We start from the raw sequence: 15,896 nt of genomic DNA, 5'->3' as shown, positions 1-15,896 counted from the left end.
CATGCTGCCTCGTTGGAACCGTTATGCGCGCGGCCTGCGCCTGCTGCTGATCCTGCTGACGCTGAGCCTGCTGCCGGCGCTGGGCTGGGCCCAGGCCGCACCGAGCGCGCCCGCCGCGCCGGCCGCGCAGAACGCCGCCCCGACCCTGCCCTCGCTGCCGGAAGTGAACGTCGGCAAGGTCGGCGCGCAGCCGGTGAGCCTGCCGCTGCAGACCCTGCTGCTGATGACCGCGATCACCCTGCTGCCGTCGATGCTGCTGGTGCTGACCGCGTTCACCCGCATCACCATCGTGCTCGGCCTGCTGCGCCAGGCGATGGGCACCGGGCAGACCCCGTCCAACCAGGTGCTGATGGGCCTGGCCCTGTTCCTGACCGCGCTGGTGATGATGCCGGTGTGGGAAAAGGCCTGGGGTCAGGGCATGAGTCCCTATCTCAACGGCCAGATCGACTTCCAGACCGCGTGGACCCTGACCACCCAGCCGCTGCGCGCGTTCATGCTGGCGCAGGTGCGCGAGGCCGACCTGATGACCTTCGCCGGCATGGCCGGCAACGGCACCTACAGCGGCCCCGACGCGATCCCGTTCCCGGTGCTGGTGGCCTCGTTCGTGACCTCGGAGCTGAAGACCGCGTTCGAAATCGGCTTCCTGATCTTCATCCCGTTCGTGATCATCGATCTGGTGGTGGCCAGCGTGCTGATGTCGATGGGCATGATGATGATGTCGCCGATGCTGATCTCGGCACCGTTCAAGATCCTGCTGTTCGTGCTGGTCGACGGCTGGGTGCTGACGGTCGGCACCCTCGCCGCCAGCTTCAACGGAGTCTGAGCCGATGAGTCCCGAACTGGCCCTGACCGAACTGCGCGGCGGCCTGATCACCGTGCTGTGGGTGGCCGGTCCGTTGCTGCTGTCGATGCTGGTGGTGGGCGTGGTGATCGGCGTGTTCCAGGCCGCCACCCAGCTCAACGAACCGACCATCGGCTTCATCGCCAAGGTCATCACCCTGACCGCGATGCTGTTCGCCACCGGCAGCATGCTGCTGGCGCACCTGGTCGAGTACACCACCATGCTGTTCCAGCGCATTCCGCATCTGATCGGCTAGCGGGACAGGAGCCCGACGGCAATGGATTCGGCAACGCAAATGGTCATCGATGGCCAGCAGGCCTTCGCGATGGTCGGCGCGATCCTGTGGACCATGCTGCGCATCGGCGCGATGCTGATGGCGATGCCGCTGGTCGGCACCCGCGCGGTGCCGGCGCGGGTGCGGGTGATGCTGGCGGCGACGCTGGCGATGGCGCTGGCGCCGCTGCTGCCGCCGGTGCCGGACTGGAACGGCTTCGATGCCGCGGTGGTGCTGAGCGTGGCGCGCGAACTGGCGGTCGGCGCGAGCATGGGCTTCATGCTGCGGCTGATCTTCGAAGCCGGCGCGCTGGCCGGCGAACTGGTCTCGCAGAGCACCGGCCTGGGTTTCGCGCAGATGGCCGATCCGCTGCGCGGGGTCACCTCCGGGGTGATCGGGCAATGGTTCTACCTGGCCTTCGGCCTGCTGTTCTTCACCGCCAACGGCCACCTGGCCGTGGTGCAGCTGCTGGTGGACAGCTACAAGGCGCTGCCGATCGGCAACGCGCTGCCGGACGCGCAGGCGATGGCCTCGGTGGCGCCGAATTTCTTCATGAGCATGATGCGCGGCGCGGTGACCCTGGCGCTGCCGGTGATGGTGGCGATGCTGGCGGTGAACCTGGCGTTCGGCGCGCTGGCCAAGGCCGCGCCGGCGCTGAATCCGATCCAGCTCGGCCTGCCGGTGGCGGTGGTGATCGGTCTGGCGCTGCTGGCGGTGCTGGTCGGCGAGATGGGGCCGCCGGTACAGCGCCTGTTCGATGCCGCCTTCGACGCCGCGCGCCAGGTCACCGCCTAGAATCCGCTGGCGCAAGCCCCGGGCCTTGAACCATTCAAGCCTCGGGCGACGGCGCCGATAGTCTCTTCAATGGTGTTGCACGTGCAGCACCCACCATCGCGCAGCGCCTTCCGGGGACGCCAGTCATCGCCGTGCCGAACAGCCACCCGCCGCTGTCGCCCTCCCCGTCGCGCGGCTTCGCATGGCGGCTCGCCGCGCTGCTCGCGCTGTGCGCCTGGGTCGGCGCCGCCGTGGCGCAGGAATACAGTTTCCGCGACTACGCGCAGGCCGACGGCCTGCAGGGCCTGAGCATCAATTGCCTGTACGCCGATCGGCACGGCGTGATCTGGGCCTGCACCGAGTTGGGCCTGCACCGCTACGAGCGCGAACGCTTCGAACAGGTCGGCAGCGATGCCGGCGTCGGCAGTCCGCTGGTCTATGCGATCGCCGAGGATCGCCGGCAGCGCATGTGGGTCGGCGCGTCCAATGCGCTGTACGTCGGCGACGGACGCCGCTTCACCGCCGTGCCCGGCGCCGACGGGCGACGCCTGCGGATCGACCAGGGGCAATCGCTGGCGGCGTTCGGCGACGCCATCGTCGCGCTCAACGACAAGCAGCCGCTGCGGATCTCCGCAGGCGCCGATGGCGGCTGGCAGGTCGCACCGCTGCGCGCGGCCGACGGCGCGCCGCTGGCCGATGTCTCCAGCGTCACCGCAATCGGCGAGGCGCTGTGGCTGGGCTGCGGCCACCAGCTGTGCCGGCTGGACGCGCAAGGCGGCCTGCAGCGGCTCGGCCGTGCCGACGGCGTTCCCGACGACAACTGGCTGGCGCTGCTGCGCGACCGCGACGGCACGCTGTGGGCGCGCGGCATCCATCACGTGCTGGCCTGGCCGGCCGGCGCGGCGGGTTTCGCCGAACGCCCGCCGCCGCCGGGCAGCAGCCTGTCGACCATGGCGGTGGGCATCAACCTGGTCGAGGACGCCGCCGGCCGGGTACTGACCCGCAGCGATACCGGCGTGCTGCGCTGGGAAGCCGGGCACTGGCGCGCGTTCGAGCGCGCGCAGGGGCTGGGCGCGCTGGCGGCCAACATTTCGCCGATGCTCAGCGATCGCCAAGGCCGCCTGTGGATGGGCACCCGCGGCCGCGGCGTGCAGCGCTGGCTGGGCTATGGGCTGATCCAGCATTGGGAAGAACCGCAGGGACTGGCGACCGGGCCGACATGGTCGATCCTGCGCAGCCGCGGCGACGGCCGCCTGTACGTCGGCAGCGAAATGGGCGCCAACGTGCTCGACCCCGACAGCGGCCGCATGCGCCCGCTGACCGACGGCGACGGTCAGGCGCTGCGGCAGACGGTGCAACTGATCGATGCCGCCGACGGCACGCTGTGGCTGGGCCAGTCGTCCGGGCGGGTGTTGCGGCTGGACCGCGGCAGCGGCCGCATGCTCGAGCAGACCAAGGTGCTGTCGGCGATGAAATGCATGTTCTTCGACGATGCCGGCACCCTGTGGATCCTGACCACCCGCGGCCTGTTCCTGCTGCCGGCGGGCGAACGCAGCGCGCAGCCGGCGCGCGACCTGCCGCGCGACCAGTTCGTCGGCGGCGGCTACGATGCGCGCGGCCGCTTGTGGCTGGTCGGCAAGAACGGGCTGTACCTGCGCCAGGCGCAGGGCTGGCAGTCGATCCGCCTGCGCGGCCCCGCCCTGCCGGATGCGGAGCTGGACAAGTTCAGCATCGGCGCCAGCGACGACCTGTGGCTGTCGTTCGGCGATGTCGGGGTCTGGCGCGGGCGTTTCGAGCCGCGCAGCGCCAGCGTGTCGCTGCGCAAGGTCGACGACCCGCTGCTGGCGCGGATCGTGCCCTACGTGTTGCGCCAGGACCGGCAGCAACGGCTGTGGGTCGGCAGCAGCCAGGGCCTGGACCTGTGGTCGGGCGGGCGCTGGATCCGGGTCACCCAGGCCGATGGCCTGCTGTGGGACGACACCTCCGAATCGGCGTTCTTCGAGGACAGCGACGGCTCGGTGTGGATCGGCAACAGCAAGGGCGTCAGCCAGATCCTGGAGCCGGCGCGGCTGTTCGCCGCGCGGCCGCTGCGCCTGCAGTTGCTGCGCGCCACCCGTGCCGGCAAAGCGGTCGTCGCCGGCGCACAGTTGCCGTGGTCGCAGCAGCCGATCGAATTCGCCTTCTCCGCCCCCGGCGCGGTCGGCGGCAGCGACACCATCGGCTTCCGCTACCGCCTCGAGGGCCTGCAGGAGCAATGGGCCAGCACCCAGCAGGCGCATCTGACCTACACCCTGCTCTCGCCCGGCCGCTACGCGCTGGAGGTACAGGCGCTGGACGAACGCCAGCGCGCGCGCAGCAATGTGGTGCGCCTGGAGTTCACCATCCTGCCGCCCTGGTGGCGCAGCCCGCTGGCGTGGATGGCGTATCTGCTGGCGGCGGCATTGCTGCTGACCGTGGTCTGGCGCTGGCGGGTGAAACAGTTGCTGGTGCGCGAGCGCACCCTGGCGCGGCTGGTCGCCGAGCGGACCCAGGAACTGGAGCACGACAAGCGCGAACTGGAGCAGGCGCGCGCCGCGCTGGCGCTGAAGTCGGTGCGCGACGACCTCACCGGCCTGCTCAACCGGGTCGGCATCCTCGACGCGCTGGCGGTGCAGATCCAGCGCTGCCGCAACGACGGCAGCCCGTTGGCGGTGGCGATGATCGACCTGGACCACTTCAAGCAGATCAACGACCAGCACGGCCATCTGATCGGCGATGCGGTGCTGGCACGGGTCGGGCGACGCATGAACGCGAACCTGCGCGGTGCCGACCTGATCGGCCGCTACGGCGGCGAGGAACTGCTGGCGGTGCTGCCGGGCCTGCTGCCGCCGGCGCAGAACCGGCTGCGCGCCCTGCACCAGGTGATCGGCGCCACCCCGTTCCTCACCGACGCCGGCCTGCTCGAGGTCACCGCCTCGATCGGCGTGGCCTGGTACCGCGAGGGCGAGTCGGTGCAACAGTTGCTCAGCCGCGCCGACGACGCCCTGTACCGGGCCAAGCATGGCGGCCGCAACCGGATCGAACTGCACCTGGACCCGGCCCTGGGCGCCAGCATGCCGCGCTGAGCGGCGCCGGCTCAAGCCCGGCCGCCGCGCTGCCGATAACAGACAGTGAGCTACGCGTCCCGCGTGTAGCGCCATGGCCGCCGGCCGCCGCGAACACGGCATGCAACCGTCGCTCTCCTTCTCCACTTCTTGCCCGGTGCCGCACGCGATGTCGGATTTCTTGCCAGTCCCCGCCGATGACTGCCGCGGCGCACGCGGCGGCTGAGGGGGCCGGCATGCGCGCGCGCCGGCGCGGCCTGCAGTCGCTGCAGGCCCTGCTGCTGTGGCTGGCCGTGGAGCTGCTGGCGGCCGGGGTCGCCCGCGCGCAGTCGATTCCCTTGCGCCGCTACGCCCACGACCAGGGCCTGCTCGGCCTGGCCGACACCTGCCTGCTGCAGAGCGGCGACGGCAGCCTGTGGGTGTGTACCGAGAGCGGGCTGTACCGCTTCAATGGCCATCGCTTCGAACAGGTGCCGCTGCAGGGCCAGCGCGGCCATTCCATCAGCGCCGCGAGCGAGGACGCCGAGCACCGGTTGTGGGTGGCCACCTTCGACGCGCTCTACGTCGACGACGGCACCCAGCTGCGTCGGCTGAGCGCGCAGGAGACCGGGCCGCTGCACAAGAACAAGCTGCGCCTGGCCAGCACGCCCTGGGGCATGGTGCTGCTCAGCGGCCAGCAGGCGCTGCGCGCGGTGGCTGGCCACGACGGACGCTGGCAGCTGCGGCCGCTGTTCGACGCGGCGACCCTGGCGCGGCTGCCGCAGCTCGGCAAGCTCGCCGCGGCGCAGAGCGAAGGCGACGATCTTTGGCTGGGCTGCGACCAAGAGCTGTGCCGGGTCGCCGCCGATGGCTCGGTGACGGTCTACGGCCAGGCGCAGGGCCTGCCGCCCGATCGCTGGCGGCATGTCGTGCGCGACCGCGGCGGCGCGCTGTGGCTGCGCGGCGACCAGCACGTGATGCAGTTGCCGGCCGCGGCCGAGCGTTTCGTCGCGCGGCCCCCGCCCGGGGTCGGCCTGCGCCAGGTGGGCGGCCAGATGCAGATCCTGCTCGATCCGCAGGGGCGCGTGCTGATCCGCACCGGTCAGGGCCTGGCGCGCTGGGAACACGACCGCTGGCGCCAGTTCGACCGCGGCAACGGCCTGCCCGACGCCGGCATCCTGGTGCTGCTGTTCGACCGCGCCGGCGACCTGTGGATGACGGTGGACGGCGAAGGCGTGGTGCGTTGGAACGGCTACGGCTGGATCGAGAACTGGGACGTCTCGCAAGGCATGAGCACCGCGCCGACCTGGAGCATCCTGCGCAACGGCGACGGCGCGCTGCTGCTCGGCAACGAAGCCGGCATCAACCGCCAACGCCGTCCCGACCAGCGCTTCCAGCCCTGGCTGGCGGACGCCGGGTTGCAGGTCATCAGCCTGCAGAGCGCGGCGGACGGATCGCTGTGGAGCCTGGGCTCGCTGGGCGAGCTGCGCCACCACGACCGCCAGGGCCGCCTGCTGCGCAGCTATCCGCGCCTGGGCGCCACGATCAGACGGCTGTTTCTGGATGCCGGCGGCCGGATCTGGATCCTCTCCGCGGATGGCCTGTACCTGCTGCAGCGGCCGCAGTCGGACGACCTGCCGCAGCGGGTGCAGGCGCTGCCTGGCGGCGAGTACTCGGACATCCAGCAGCGCCGCGACGGCAGCCTGTGGCTGAGCGGCGCGGCCGGCGTGTTCCGGCTGCGCGGCAACACCTGGACCCCGATCCGGCTGCAGCTGGACGGCAAGCCGGCGCAGCCATGGGTCAGCAAGCTGCTGATCCAGGAAGACGGCCAGGTCTGGGCCGCGCTGTACAACCCGGGCGTGTGGCAGGGCCGGCTCGACGGCGACACCCTGCAGTTGCGGCCGAGCGCGCAGTCCGAACAGCGCGAGCTGCAGATCTACCTGATCCGGCGCACCCGCAACGGCTGGATCTGGATCGGCCACAACCAGGGCGTGGACGTCTACGACGGCCGCCGCTGGTCGCGCCTGACCCAGTCGCAGGGACTGCTGTGGGACGACATCTCCGAATCGGCGTTCTTCGAGGACCACGACGGCTCGGTGTGGATCGGCACCAGCAAGGGCGTCAGCCACATCCTGGCCCCGCAACGCCTGTTCCAGGCCAACGCGCCAGGGGTGACGCTGAGCGAATTCAGCCGCGGCGGCCATCCGATCGCGGCCGGCGCGCGCCTGCCCTGGAATGAGGAGCCGCTGCACATCGAGGCCGGATCGCCGGACCTGTACGACGACCGCAACCGGGTCTCGCTGCGCTACCGCTTCGAAGGCGCGCATACGCAGTGGATCTACACGCCCAACTTCGAGATCGAGCATCCGCCGCTGGCGCCGGGCGACTACAGGTTCGAACTGCAGCTGCTCGACGCCTACCGGAACAGCGCCTCGGCGCCGGTGCGGGTGGCGTTCTCGGTGGCGCCGGTGTGGTGGCGCAGCCAGACCATGCTGGCGCTGTACGCGCTGCTCGGCGGCGGGCTGGCGATCGCCGCGCTGCACTGGCGCGAGCGCCGCCTGCGCCAGCGCGAGCGCCACCTGGCCGAGCTGGTCGCGCTGCGCACCCAGGAACTGGAGCACGACAAGCGCGAACTGGAGATCGCCCGCGCCGCACTGGCGGTGAAGGCCTCGCACGACTCCCTGACCGGCCTGCTCAACCGCGCCGGCATCCTCGATGCGTTGGCCGCGCAAATGCGCCACAGCCTGGCCGAGCAGCAGCCGCTGGCGGTGGCGATGATCGACCTGGACCACTTCAAGCGCATCAACGACACGCACGGCCACCTGATCGGCGACGCGGTCCTGACCAAGGTCGCGCAGCGCCTGAACGCCAATCTGCGCGAATCGGACCAGATCGGCCGCTACGGCGGCGAAGAACTGCTGGGCGTGCTGCCCGGACTGCCGCCCCCCTCCCACGAGCGCTTGCAGAACCTGCGCGTGGCGGTCTGCGGGCATCCGCTGCGGGTCGGCACGCAGCACCTGGCGGTCACCGCCTCGATCGGCGTGGCCTGGTACCGGCACGGCGAGAGCCTGCAGCAATTGCTGGCCCGCGCCGACGAGGCCCTATACCGGGCCAAGCACCTGGGCCGCAACCGCGTGGAACTGCAGCAGGACTAGGCTGCGTCGACGCGGCGGAGCGCGCCGCGGGCCGGCCGTCCGGCGAACGGTACGGTCCTTGCAGGAGGCTGGGTTGAATCCCCTGCCCGGCGCGCCTCACCGTCATGTCCGAAAACGAAGAAGGCACCGAAAAAACCGAACAACCGACCGAAAAACGCCTGCGCGAGGCGCGCGAGCAGGGCAACATCCCGCAGTCGCGCGAACTGGCGACGGCGGCGGTGTTCAGCGCCGGCATCTTCGCCCTGATGGGCATGTCCGGCTCGCTGGCGGCCGGCGCGGCGAACTGGATGAAGGCCGCGCTGCGCCCGGATCCGCGCCTGCACGACAACCCGGACGCGCTGTTCGGCCACTTCGGCGAACTGCTGCTGGGGCTGCTGTGGGTGACCCTGCCGCTGGTCGGCATCTGCGTGGCGGCCGGCTTCGTGGCGCCGATCCTGATGGGCAGCCTGCGCTTCTCCGGCGCGGCGCTGATCCCCAAGTTCGAACGGCTCAACCCGATGGCCGGGCTGTCCCGGCTGTACGGCCCGGAAAGCCTGGCCGAACTGTTCAAGTCGATGCTGCGCATGGGCTTCGTCGGCGGCGCCGCCGCCCTGTGCATCTCCAACAACGTGGACGGCCTGCGCAGCCTGATGCGGCAGCCGCTGGAAACGGCCATCGGCGACGGCCTGGGCTTCACCCTGCACCTGCTGCTGTACACCGCCGGCGCGCTGGCGCTGCTGGCCGCGATCGACGCGCCGTACCAGAAGTGGAACTACACCCGCAAACTGATGATGACCCGCGACGAAGTGCGCCGGGAAATGAAGGAAAGCGAGGGCAGCCCGGAGGTCAAGGGCCGCATCCGGCAGATGCAGATGCAGCTGTCGCAGCGGCGGATGATGGAGGCGGTGCCCAGCGCCGACGTGGTGGTGGTCAACCCCACCCACTACGCGGTGGCGCTGAAATACGAAAGCGGCCGCATGCGCGCCCCGACCGTGGTCGCCAAGGGCGTGGACGAACTGGCCTTCCGCATCCGCGAGATCGGCGAACAGCACCGCGTCGCAGTGGTGTCTGCGCCACCTTTGGCACGCGCCTTGTATAGGGAAGGGCAACTCGGCAAGGAAATTCCCGTGAGACTGTATTCGGCGGTGGCGCAGATCCTCTCCTACGTGTACCAGCTGCGCGCCTGGCGCAGCGGGCCGATGCCGCCGTTGCCGCCGCTGGAGGTCGATGAATTCGCCCCGGGGAGCAAGCCGTGAGCCAGCCCGCCGCGCAAATGAACACGCGCAAGATGATGGACATGATCAAGCACGGCCTCGGCGCGCCGGTGATCGTGATGGCGATGCTGGCGATGGTGGTGGTGCCGCTGGCCGCGCCGGTGCTGGACGCCCTGTTCACCTTCAACATCGCGATCTCGCTGATGGTGCTGCTGGCGGTGGTCTATGTGAAGCGGCCGCTGGAGTTCAGCATCTTCCCGATCGTGCTGCTGATGACCACGATGCTGCGCCTGGCGCTGAACGTGGCCTCCACCCGCGTGATCCTGATCAACGGCCAGGACGGCCACGGCGCCGCCGGCAAGGTGATCGAGGCGTTCGGCCAGTTCGTGATCGGCGGCAACTACGCGGTCGGCATCGTGGTGTTCGCGATCCTGACCATCATCAACTTCGTGGTCATCACCAAGGGCGCCGGGCGCGTGTCGGAAGTGACCGCGCGCTTCATCCTCGACGCCATGCCCGGCAAGCAGATGGCGATCGACGCCGACCTCAACGCCGGCCTGCTGACCCGCGAAGAGGCCAAGGCCCGGCGCGAGGAGGTCCGCGAGGAAGCCGACTTCTACGGCTCGATGGACGGCGCCAGCAAGTTCATCCGCGGCGACGCCATCGCCGGCATCCTGATCCTGTTCATCAACTTGATCGGCGGCATGGCGGTCGGCGTCCTGCAGCACGGCATGCCGGTGGGCCAGGCCGCGTCCACCTATACCCTGCTGTCGATCGGCGACGGCCTGGTGGCGCAGTTGCCGGCGCTGCTGGTGTCCTCGGCGGTGGCGATGCTGGTCACCCGCGCCTCGCGCTCGCAGGACATGGGCGCCTCGATGATGGGCCAGGTATTCGGCCAGCACAAAGCGCTGGCGGTGGCCGCGGCGATCCTGGGCCTGGTCGGCCTGGTCCCGGGCATGCCCAACGTCGCTTTCTTGACGCTGGCGCTGATCCTGGGCCTGCTGGCCTGGAAAATGTGGAAGCGCAGCCTGCTGCCGGAAGAAGCCAAGCCGGATCCGGCGCAGCAGGCGGCCAGCGCCGGCGCGCAGGCCAACGCCGAACTGGGCTGGGACGAACTGCGCCCGATCGATCCGCTGGGGCTGGAGGTCGGCTACCGGCTGATCCCGCTGGTGGACAAGACCCAGGGCGGCGAACTGATGGCGCGGATCAAGGGCGTGCGCCGCAAGCTGACCCAGGACATCGGCTTCCTGATCCCGCCAGTACACATCCGCGACAACCTGGAGCTGCCGGCCAACGCCTACCGCCTGCTGGTGCACGGCGTGCCGGTGGCCACCGCCGACATCCACCCCGATCGCGAACTGGCGCTGGACCCGGGCGGCGCGCTCGGCAAGATCGACGGCATCGCCGGCAAGGACCCCGCGTTCGGCCTGGACGCGATCTGGATCCAGCCGCACCAACGCGCCCAGGCCGAGACCATGGGCTACACCGTGGTCGACCCGGCCACGGTGATCGCCACCCACCTGTCGCACCTGATCCGCGAGCACGCCCCGGAACTGCTCGGCCACGAAGAGGTGCAGCAGCTGCTGGCCACGCTGGCCAAGAGCGCGCCGAAGCTGGTCGAGGACCTCACCCCGAAGGCGTTGCCGCTGTCGGTGGTGGTGCGCGTGCTGCAGAACCTGCTGATCGAGAAGATCCCGGTGCGGCAGCTGCGCAAGATCGTCGAGGCGCTGGTCGAACAGGCCCCGCAGAGTCAAGAACCCGGCGTGCTCACCGCGGCGGTGCGCAACGCGCTGGGCCGGTTCATCGTCCAGGAAATCTCGGGAATGTCCGCCGAACTGCCGGTGTACACCCTGGCCCCGCAATTGGAACGTGTCTTGCAAGACTCTACCCAAGGCAACGGTGCCGCGCTGGAACCCGGCCTGGCCGAGCGACTGCACCAGAGCCTGGCCGAGTGCGTCAGCAAGCAGGAAGCGCGCAACGAACCGGCGGTGGTGCTGGTACCGGCGCAAGTCCGCGCCGCGCTGGCCAGGCTGGTCCGCCACAGCGTCCCCTCGCTGTCGGTGCTGTCCTACAGCGAGGTACCGGAAGACAAGCGGCTGAAGCTGGTGGGAACGATCAGCTGACAGGCAGGGATTGGTGATTTGGGATACGGGATTCGCAACAGCGGACCCCGCGAGCGGAGAGAGACAGCAGTGAAACGATCGAAGACAACCAGAGCAAGGCGACCGGATACCAGCCACGTAACGGCGGCATCCGCGACCAATCCCCAATCCCCACTCCCGAATCCCGGTTTCCACCCATGAAGATCAAACGCTTCGTAGCCCCCGACATGCGCACCGCGTTCCGCATGGTCCGCGACGAGCACGGTCCGGATGCGGTGATCCTGTCCAACCGGCGCACCGACGAAGGCATCGAGATCGTCGCCGCCAGCAACTACGACGAAGCCCTGGTGCAGCAGGCGCTGGACGCGGCGCGTCCGGAAGAGGCGGCGCCGCGGCTGCAGGTGTCGGCGGCCAATCCGGCGCCGCGTGCGGCCAAGGCCGCCGCCAACCCGGCAATGGCGATGATGGCCGCGATCAGCGAGCGCCGTGCCCCGGCCGCCGCCATGGCCAGCGCCGGCAGCGCGAGCGTGGCGCAGGCCGCGCCGGCACGGCCGCTGACCCAGCCCGCCGCGATCGCCGCCTCGGCGATGCCAGCCGGCACCGCGCCGGCGCCGAGCCGTCCCGCCGCCGCGCCGCGGGCCCCTGCCCCGGTCCCCGCCGACGCCCCTTCGCCGAATTCCGCATTCCCGAGGACGTGTTCCGCAACGCACCGATCAGCGTGCCGATGCCCAGCCCGTTCGCCGCCCCGGCCGCCGCCGCCAGCGCCGCCGCGACCGCCGCCGAGGTGCCGGCCTGGCTCGAAGACATCGCCGCCGTGTCGCTGACCCCGGCCGCCGCGACTAGCGCCGCGAACGTCGTGCCGCTGCCGGCCACCGCGCCTGCGGCCAGCGCCGGGATCCCGGCGCCGCCGCCGCTGGCGCCGGTGGCCAACTTCCCCGTCGCGCAGAACGACGAACAATTGACTCAGCTGCGCGACGAACTGGCGCTGATGCGGCAGATGATCGAGCGCGAGATGAACCGGCTCACCGACGAACGCCTGCGCGGCTCGCCGGTACGCGCCCAGGCGCTGGAGCTGATGGACGACTACGGCTTCGACAGCGGCCTGACCCGCGACGTGGTGATGCAGATCCCCGCCGACCTGGAACTGCACCGCGGCCGCGGGCTGATGCTGGGACTGCTGTCCAAGCGCCTGCCGATCGCCCCGCTGGACCCGATCGAGGAAGGCGGCGTGATCGCCCTGATCGGCCCCACCGGCGCCGGCAAGACCACCACCATCGCCAAGCTGGCCTCGCGCTTCCTGGAGCGCCACGCCGCCCGCGACGTGGCCCTGGTCACCACCGACACCATCCGCGTCGGCGGCCGCGAACAGCTGCACAGCTACGGCCGCCAGCTCGGCATCGCCGTGCACGAGGCCGACAGCGACGCCGCCCTGCAGCAGCTGCTGGAGCGCCTGCGCGACTACAAGCTGGTGCTGATCGACACCGCCGGCATGGGCCAGCGCGACCGCGCCCTGGCCGCACAGCTGCACTGGCTGCGCGCCTCGCGAGTGGTCCGGTCCTTGCTAGTACTCCCTGCCAACGCTCATTTCTCCGACCTGGACGAGGTGGTGCGCCGGTTTGCCGGCGCCGATCCGCAGGGGGTGATCTTGACCAAGCTGGATGAAACCGGGCGGTTTGGCAGTGCCCTGTCGGTGGTCGCGGACCACCGGCTTCCCATCACCTGGGTGACCGATGGTCAGCGCGTGCCGGACGACCTGCACCGCGCCAACGCCGCCAGCCTGGTATTGCGCCTTGAAGATTTGCGGCGCGCTGCCGATAAGCCCTGTACTCCGGAGCAGAACCATGCCGTCGCGTGATTACGCCAATCTGACCAATGCCTTCCCCCTGTCGGCAACGCGCAGCGAGCCGCTGGGCCCGGTGCGCACGATCGCCGTGACCGGCGGCAAGGGCGGCGTCGGCAAGACCAACATCTCGGTCAACCTGTCGATGGCGCTGGCCGACATGGGCAAGCGCACCCTGCTGCTGGACGCCGACCTTGGCCTGGCCAACGTCGACGTGCTGCTCGGGCTGACCCCCAAATTCACCCTGGCCGACCTGGTCGCCGGGCGCTGCACCCTGGAAGAGGTGCTGATCGACATGCCCAACGGGCTGATGGTGGTGCCCGCCGCCTCCGGTCGCCGGCACATGGCCGAGCTGCCGCCGGCCCAGCACGTCGGCCTGGTCAACGTGTTCTCCGAGCTCAAGCGCGAGCTGGACGTGATGATCATCGACACCGCCGCCGGCATCACCGACAGCGTGCTGACCTTCTGCCAGGCCGCGCAGGACGCGGTGGTGGTGGTCTGCGACGAACCGGCCTCGATCACCGACGCCTACGCGCTGATCAAGGTGCTGTCGCGCGAACGCGGCGTGGACCGGGTGCAGATCGTGGCCAACATGGTCCGCGACCTCAACGAAGGCCGCCTGCTGTACGACAAGCTGAGCCGGGTGTGCGAAAAGTTCCTCGGCGACGTGTCGCTGAACTACCTGGGCTGCGTGCCGCAGGACGACTGGCTGCGCCTTGCCGTGCAGCGCCAGCAGCCGGTGGTCAAGGCCTACCCGTCCAGCCCGTCGGCGCAGGCGATCGCCGAGATCGCCCGCCGCACCTCGCGCTGGCAGGCGCCGACCGTGCCGCGCGGCAACGTCGAGTTCTTCGTCGAACGGATCATCCAGCGGGGGGTCGCCGCATGAACGCCGCCGCCCAATACCGCGCCGTGCAGCGCAACAGCTCCAACGACTACATCGCCCAGCATTCGGACCTGGTGCGGCGCATCGCCCACCACCTGGCGGCGCGACTGCCGGCCAGCGTCGAGATCGACGACCTGATCCAGGCCGGCATGATCGGCCTGATCGAGGCCTCGCGCAGCTACGACGCCGACCAGGGCGCCTCGTTCGAGACCTACGCCTCGATCCGCATCCGCGGCTCGATGATCGATGAGATCCGCCGCGGCGACTGGGTGCCGCGTTCGGTGCACCGCCGCGCCCGCGACGCCGCCTCGGCGATCCGCAAGATCGAGCAGAGCACCGGCCGCGCCGCCGCCGCCAACGAAGTGGCCGCCGCGATGGACATGCCGCTTCCCGAATACCTGCGATTGATGGAAGATGCCGCGCGCGGCCAGGTGCTGAGCCTGGAATCGCGGGTCGAAGACCACGGCGAACTGGACACCATCGCCAAGGGCGGGCCCAATCCGCAGCAGATGCTCGAGCGCAGCGAGTTCGGGCGCGAACTGGGCAAGGCGATCGCGCTGCTGCCCGAGCGCGAGCAGCTGGTACTGTCGCTGTACTACGAACAAGAATTGAACTTGAAGGAAATCGGCGCGGTGCTCGGTGTCAGCGAGTCGCGCGTCTGCCAGATCCACGGCCAGGCCACGGTACGCTTGCGCGGACGCTTGAAAGCGTTCGAAGCGGCAGACGCCGGCCTGGAAGACGAAGAATAAGACCCAAGGGAGTTAGCGGTGAACAAGAACATGCGGATTTTGATCGTGGACGATTTCTCGACGATGCGGCGCATCGTCAAGAATCTGCTCGGCGATCTGGGCTTCACCAACACTGCAGAGGCCGAAGACGGCAACAGTGCGCTGGCTGCGCTGCGCTCGGCACCGTTCGAGTTCGTGGTCACCGACTGGAACATGCCCGGCATGACCGGCATCGACCTGCTGCGCAACATTCGTGCCGACGACAAGCTCAAGCACCTGCCGGTGCTGATGGTGACCGCCGAGGCCAAGCGCGAGCAGATCATCGAGGCGGCGCAGTGCGGCGTGAACGGCTACATCATCAAGCCGTTCACCGCGCAGACGTTGCAGGAGAAGCTGGGCAAGATCTTCGAACGCCTGGGAGCGACCGCCTGATGCAAGCCACCGCCGAACGCAGCGCCCTGATCGAACGCCTGCAAGGTGCGCTGGACGCACTGGAGCGTGGCGACGAAACCGCCTGGCGCAAGGAAATCGACACGCTCGCCGCCTGGCGCACGCGGCCGATGATGCAGGGCCTGAGCCGGCTGGCGCGCGACCTGGGCCAAGCGCTCGGCGAGCTGCCGGTCATTCCCAGCGAAGCCGGCGAACTGGACGACGCCTGCTCGCGCCTGGACCACGTGGTGGAGATGACCGAGAAGGCCAGCCACCGCACTCTGGACCTGGCCGAGGAATGCCGCGCGCTGGCCGAACAGCTGCGCGCCGGCGGACTGACCGGCGACCAGGGCGAGATCCTCGACAAGATCCGCCACAACCTCACCGAGATGGCCCTGGCGCAGAGCTTCCAGGACCTGACCGGGCAGATCATCCGCCGCGTGGCGACCATCGTGCGCCGCGTGCACGAGGGCTTCGGCGCGCTCGGCCTGCCGCCGAAGGAAGACAAGAAGCCCGACGGCAGCCTGGCCGGCCCGGCGCTGGCCGGACTGGACCGCCACGGCGTGTCGCAGAACGACGCCGACGACCTGCTGTCCGGACTGGGACTGTAATGCC

At 70.0% G+C, this 15,896-nt stretch carries 11 protein-coding genes and 1 pseudogene; all 12 read left to right on the top strand.

The features are described from left to right. Position 1 precedes the first annotated feature (1 nt). The 12 genes and pseudogenes from fliP to HEP75_RS11650 all read left to right on the top strand — a co-directional run bounded on the left by fliP (position 2) and on the right by HEP75_RS11650 (position 15,892). The gene (fliP, locus tag HEP75_RS11705) at positions 2–823 is read left to right on the top strand and encodes a flagellar type III secretion system pore protein FliP (RefSeq protein WP_185812927.1); all 822 of its coding nucleotides are present in this window, start codon (positions 2–4) and stop codon (positions 821–823) included. 4 nt (positions 824–827) lie between these two features. Beyond that, the gene (locus tag HEP75_RS11700; RefSeq protein ID WP_185812928.1) at positions 828–1,097 is read left to right on the top strand and encodes a flagellar biosynthetic protein FliQ; all 270 of its coding nucleotides are present in this window, start codon (positions 828–830) and stop codon (positions 1,095–1,097) included. 21 nt (positions 1,098–1,118) lie between these two features. Beyond that, the gene (fliR, locus tag HEP75_RS11695) at positions 1,119–1,910 is read left to right on the top strand and encodes a flagellar biosynthetic protein FliR (protein ID WP_185812929.1); all 792 of its coding nucleotides are present in this window, start codon (positions 1,119–1,121) and stop codon (positions 1,908–1,910) included. A gap of 131 nt (positions 1,911–2,041) precedes the next feature. Continuing rightward, entirely contained in the window at positions 2,042–4,993 is a 2,952-nt protein-coding gene (locus HEP75_RS11690) for a ligand-binding sensor domain-containing diguanylate cyclase (RefSeq protein WP_255423834.1), read from the top strand. A gap of 215 nt (positions 4,994–5,208) precedes the next feature. Further along, complete coding sequence (locus HEP75_RS11685) at positions 5,209–8,106, top strand: ligand-binding sensor domain-containing diguanylate cyclase (protein WP_255423833.1); 2,898 nt, start codon at positions 5,209–5,211, stop codon at positions 8,104–8,106. Between the two features lie 104 nt (positions 8,107–8,210). Next, entirely contained in the window at positions 8,211–9,341 is a 1,131-nt protein-coding gene (gene flhB / locus HEP75_RS11680; RefSeq protein ID WP_185812931.1) for a flagellar biosynthesis protein FlhB, read from the top strand. 17 nt (positions 9,342–9,358) lie between these two features. Continuing rightward, entirely contained in the window at positions 9,359–11,422 is a 2,064-nt protein-coding gene (gene flhA / locus HEP75_RS11675; RefSeq protein WP_185816590.1) for a flagellar biosynthesis protein FlhA, read from the top strand. Between the two features lie 176 nt (positions 11,423–11,598). Continuing rightward, positions 11,599–13,256 (top strand): annotated as a pseudogene (gene flhF / locus HEP75_RS11670) (flagellar biosynthesis protein FlhF). Then, positions 13,243–14,127, top strand: a complete 885-nt coding sequence (locus HEP75_RS11665; RefSeq protein WP_179564490.1) for a P-loop NTPase — start codon at positions 13,243–13,245, stop codon at positions 14,125–14,127. Before flhF ends, HEP75_RS11665 begins: the two are co-directional and overlap by 14 nt. Beyond that, on the top strand, positions 14,124–14,873 hold the full coding sequence (locus HEP75_RS11660; protein ID WP_185812932.1) for an RNA polymerase sigma factor FliA: 750 nt from the start codon (positions 14,124–14,126) through the stop codon (positions 14,871–14,873). Before HEP75_RS11665 ends, HEP75_RS11660 begins: the two co-directional genes overlap by 4 nt. 18 nt (positions 14,874–14,891) lie before the next feature. After that, complete coding sequence (gene cheY, locus HEP75_RS11655) at positions 14,892–15,284, top strand: chemotaxis response regulator CheY (RefSeq protein WP_010341542.1); 393 nt, start codon at positions 14,892–14,894, stop codon at positions 15,282–15,284. After that, the gene (locus HEP75_RS11650; protein ID WP_185812933.1) at positions 15,284–15,892 is read left to right on the top strand and encodes a protein phosphatase CheZ; all 609 of its coding nucleotides are present in this window, start codon (positions 15,284–15,286) and stop codon (positions 15,890–15,892) included. Before cheY ends, HEP75_RS11650 begins: the two co-directional genes overlap by 1 nt. Positions 15,893–15,896 lie beyond the last annotated feature (4 nt).

It is taken from the genome of Xanthomonas sp. SI (genome assembly GCF_014236855.1).
Lineage (GTDB): Bacteria > Pseudomonadota > Gammaproteobacteria > Xanthomonadales > Xanthomonadaceae > Xanthomonas_A.
Note: the sequence above shows the minus strand (reverse complement) of the source record. Positions and strands in the feature narration are given on the sequence as shown.

Excerpts from the sequence above, each read along its gene's own strand:
- fliP (WP_185812927.1), top strand. The coding sequence starts at position 2 with ATGCTGCCTCGTTGGAACCGTTATGCGCGCGGCCTGCGCCTGCTGCTG.
- HEP75_RS11700 (WP_185812928.1), top strand. The coding sequence starts at position 828 with ATGAGTCCCGAACTGGCCCTGACCGAACTGCGCGGCGGCCTGATCACC.
- fliR (WP_185812929.1), top strand. The coding sequence starts at position 1,119 with ATGGATTCGGCAACGCAAATGGTCATCGATGGCCAGCAGGCCTTCGCG.
- HEP75_RS11685 (WP_255423833.1), top strand. The coding sequence starts at position 5,209 with ATGCGCGCGCGCCGGCGCGGCCTGCAGTCGCTGCAGGCCCTGCTGCTG.
- flhB (WP_185812931.1), top strand. The coding sequence starts at position 8,211 with ATGTCCGAAAACGAAGAAGGCACCGAAAAAACCGAACAACCGACCGAA.
- flhA (WP_185816590.1), top strand. The coding sequence starts at position 9,359 with ATGAACACGCGCAAGATGATGGACATGATCAAGCACGGCCTCGGCGCG.
- HEP75_RS11665 (WP_179564490.1), top strand. The coding sequence starts at position 13,243 with ATGCCGTCGCGTGATTACGCCAATCTGACCAATGCCTTCCCCCTGTCG.
- HEP75_RS11660 (WP_185812932.1), top strand. The coding sequence starts at position 14,124 with ATGAACGCCGCCGCCCAATACCGCGCCGTGCAGCGCAACAGCTCCAAC.
- HEP75_RS11650 (WP_185812933.1), top strand. The coding sequence starts at position 15,284 with ATGCAAGCCACCGCCGAACGCAGCGCCCTGATCGAACGCCTGCAAGGT.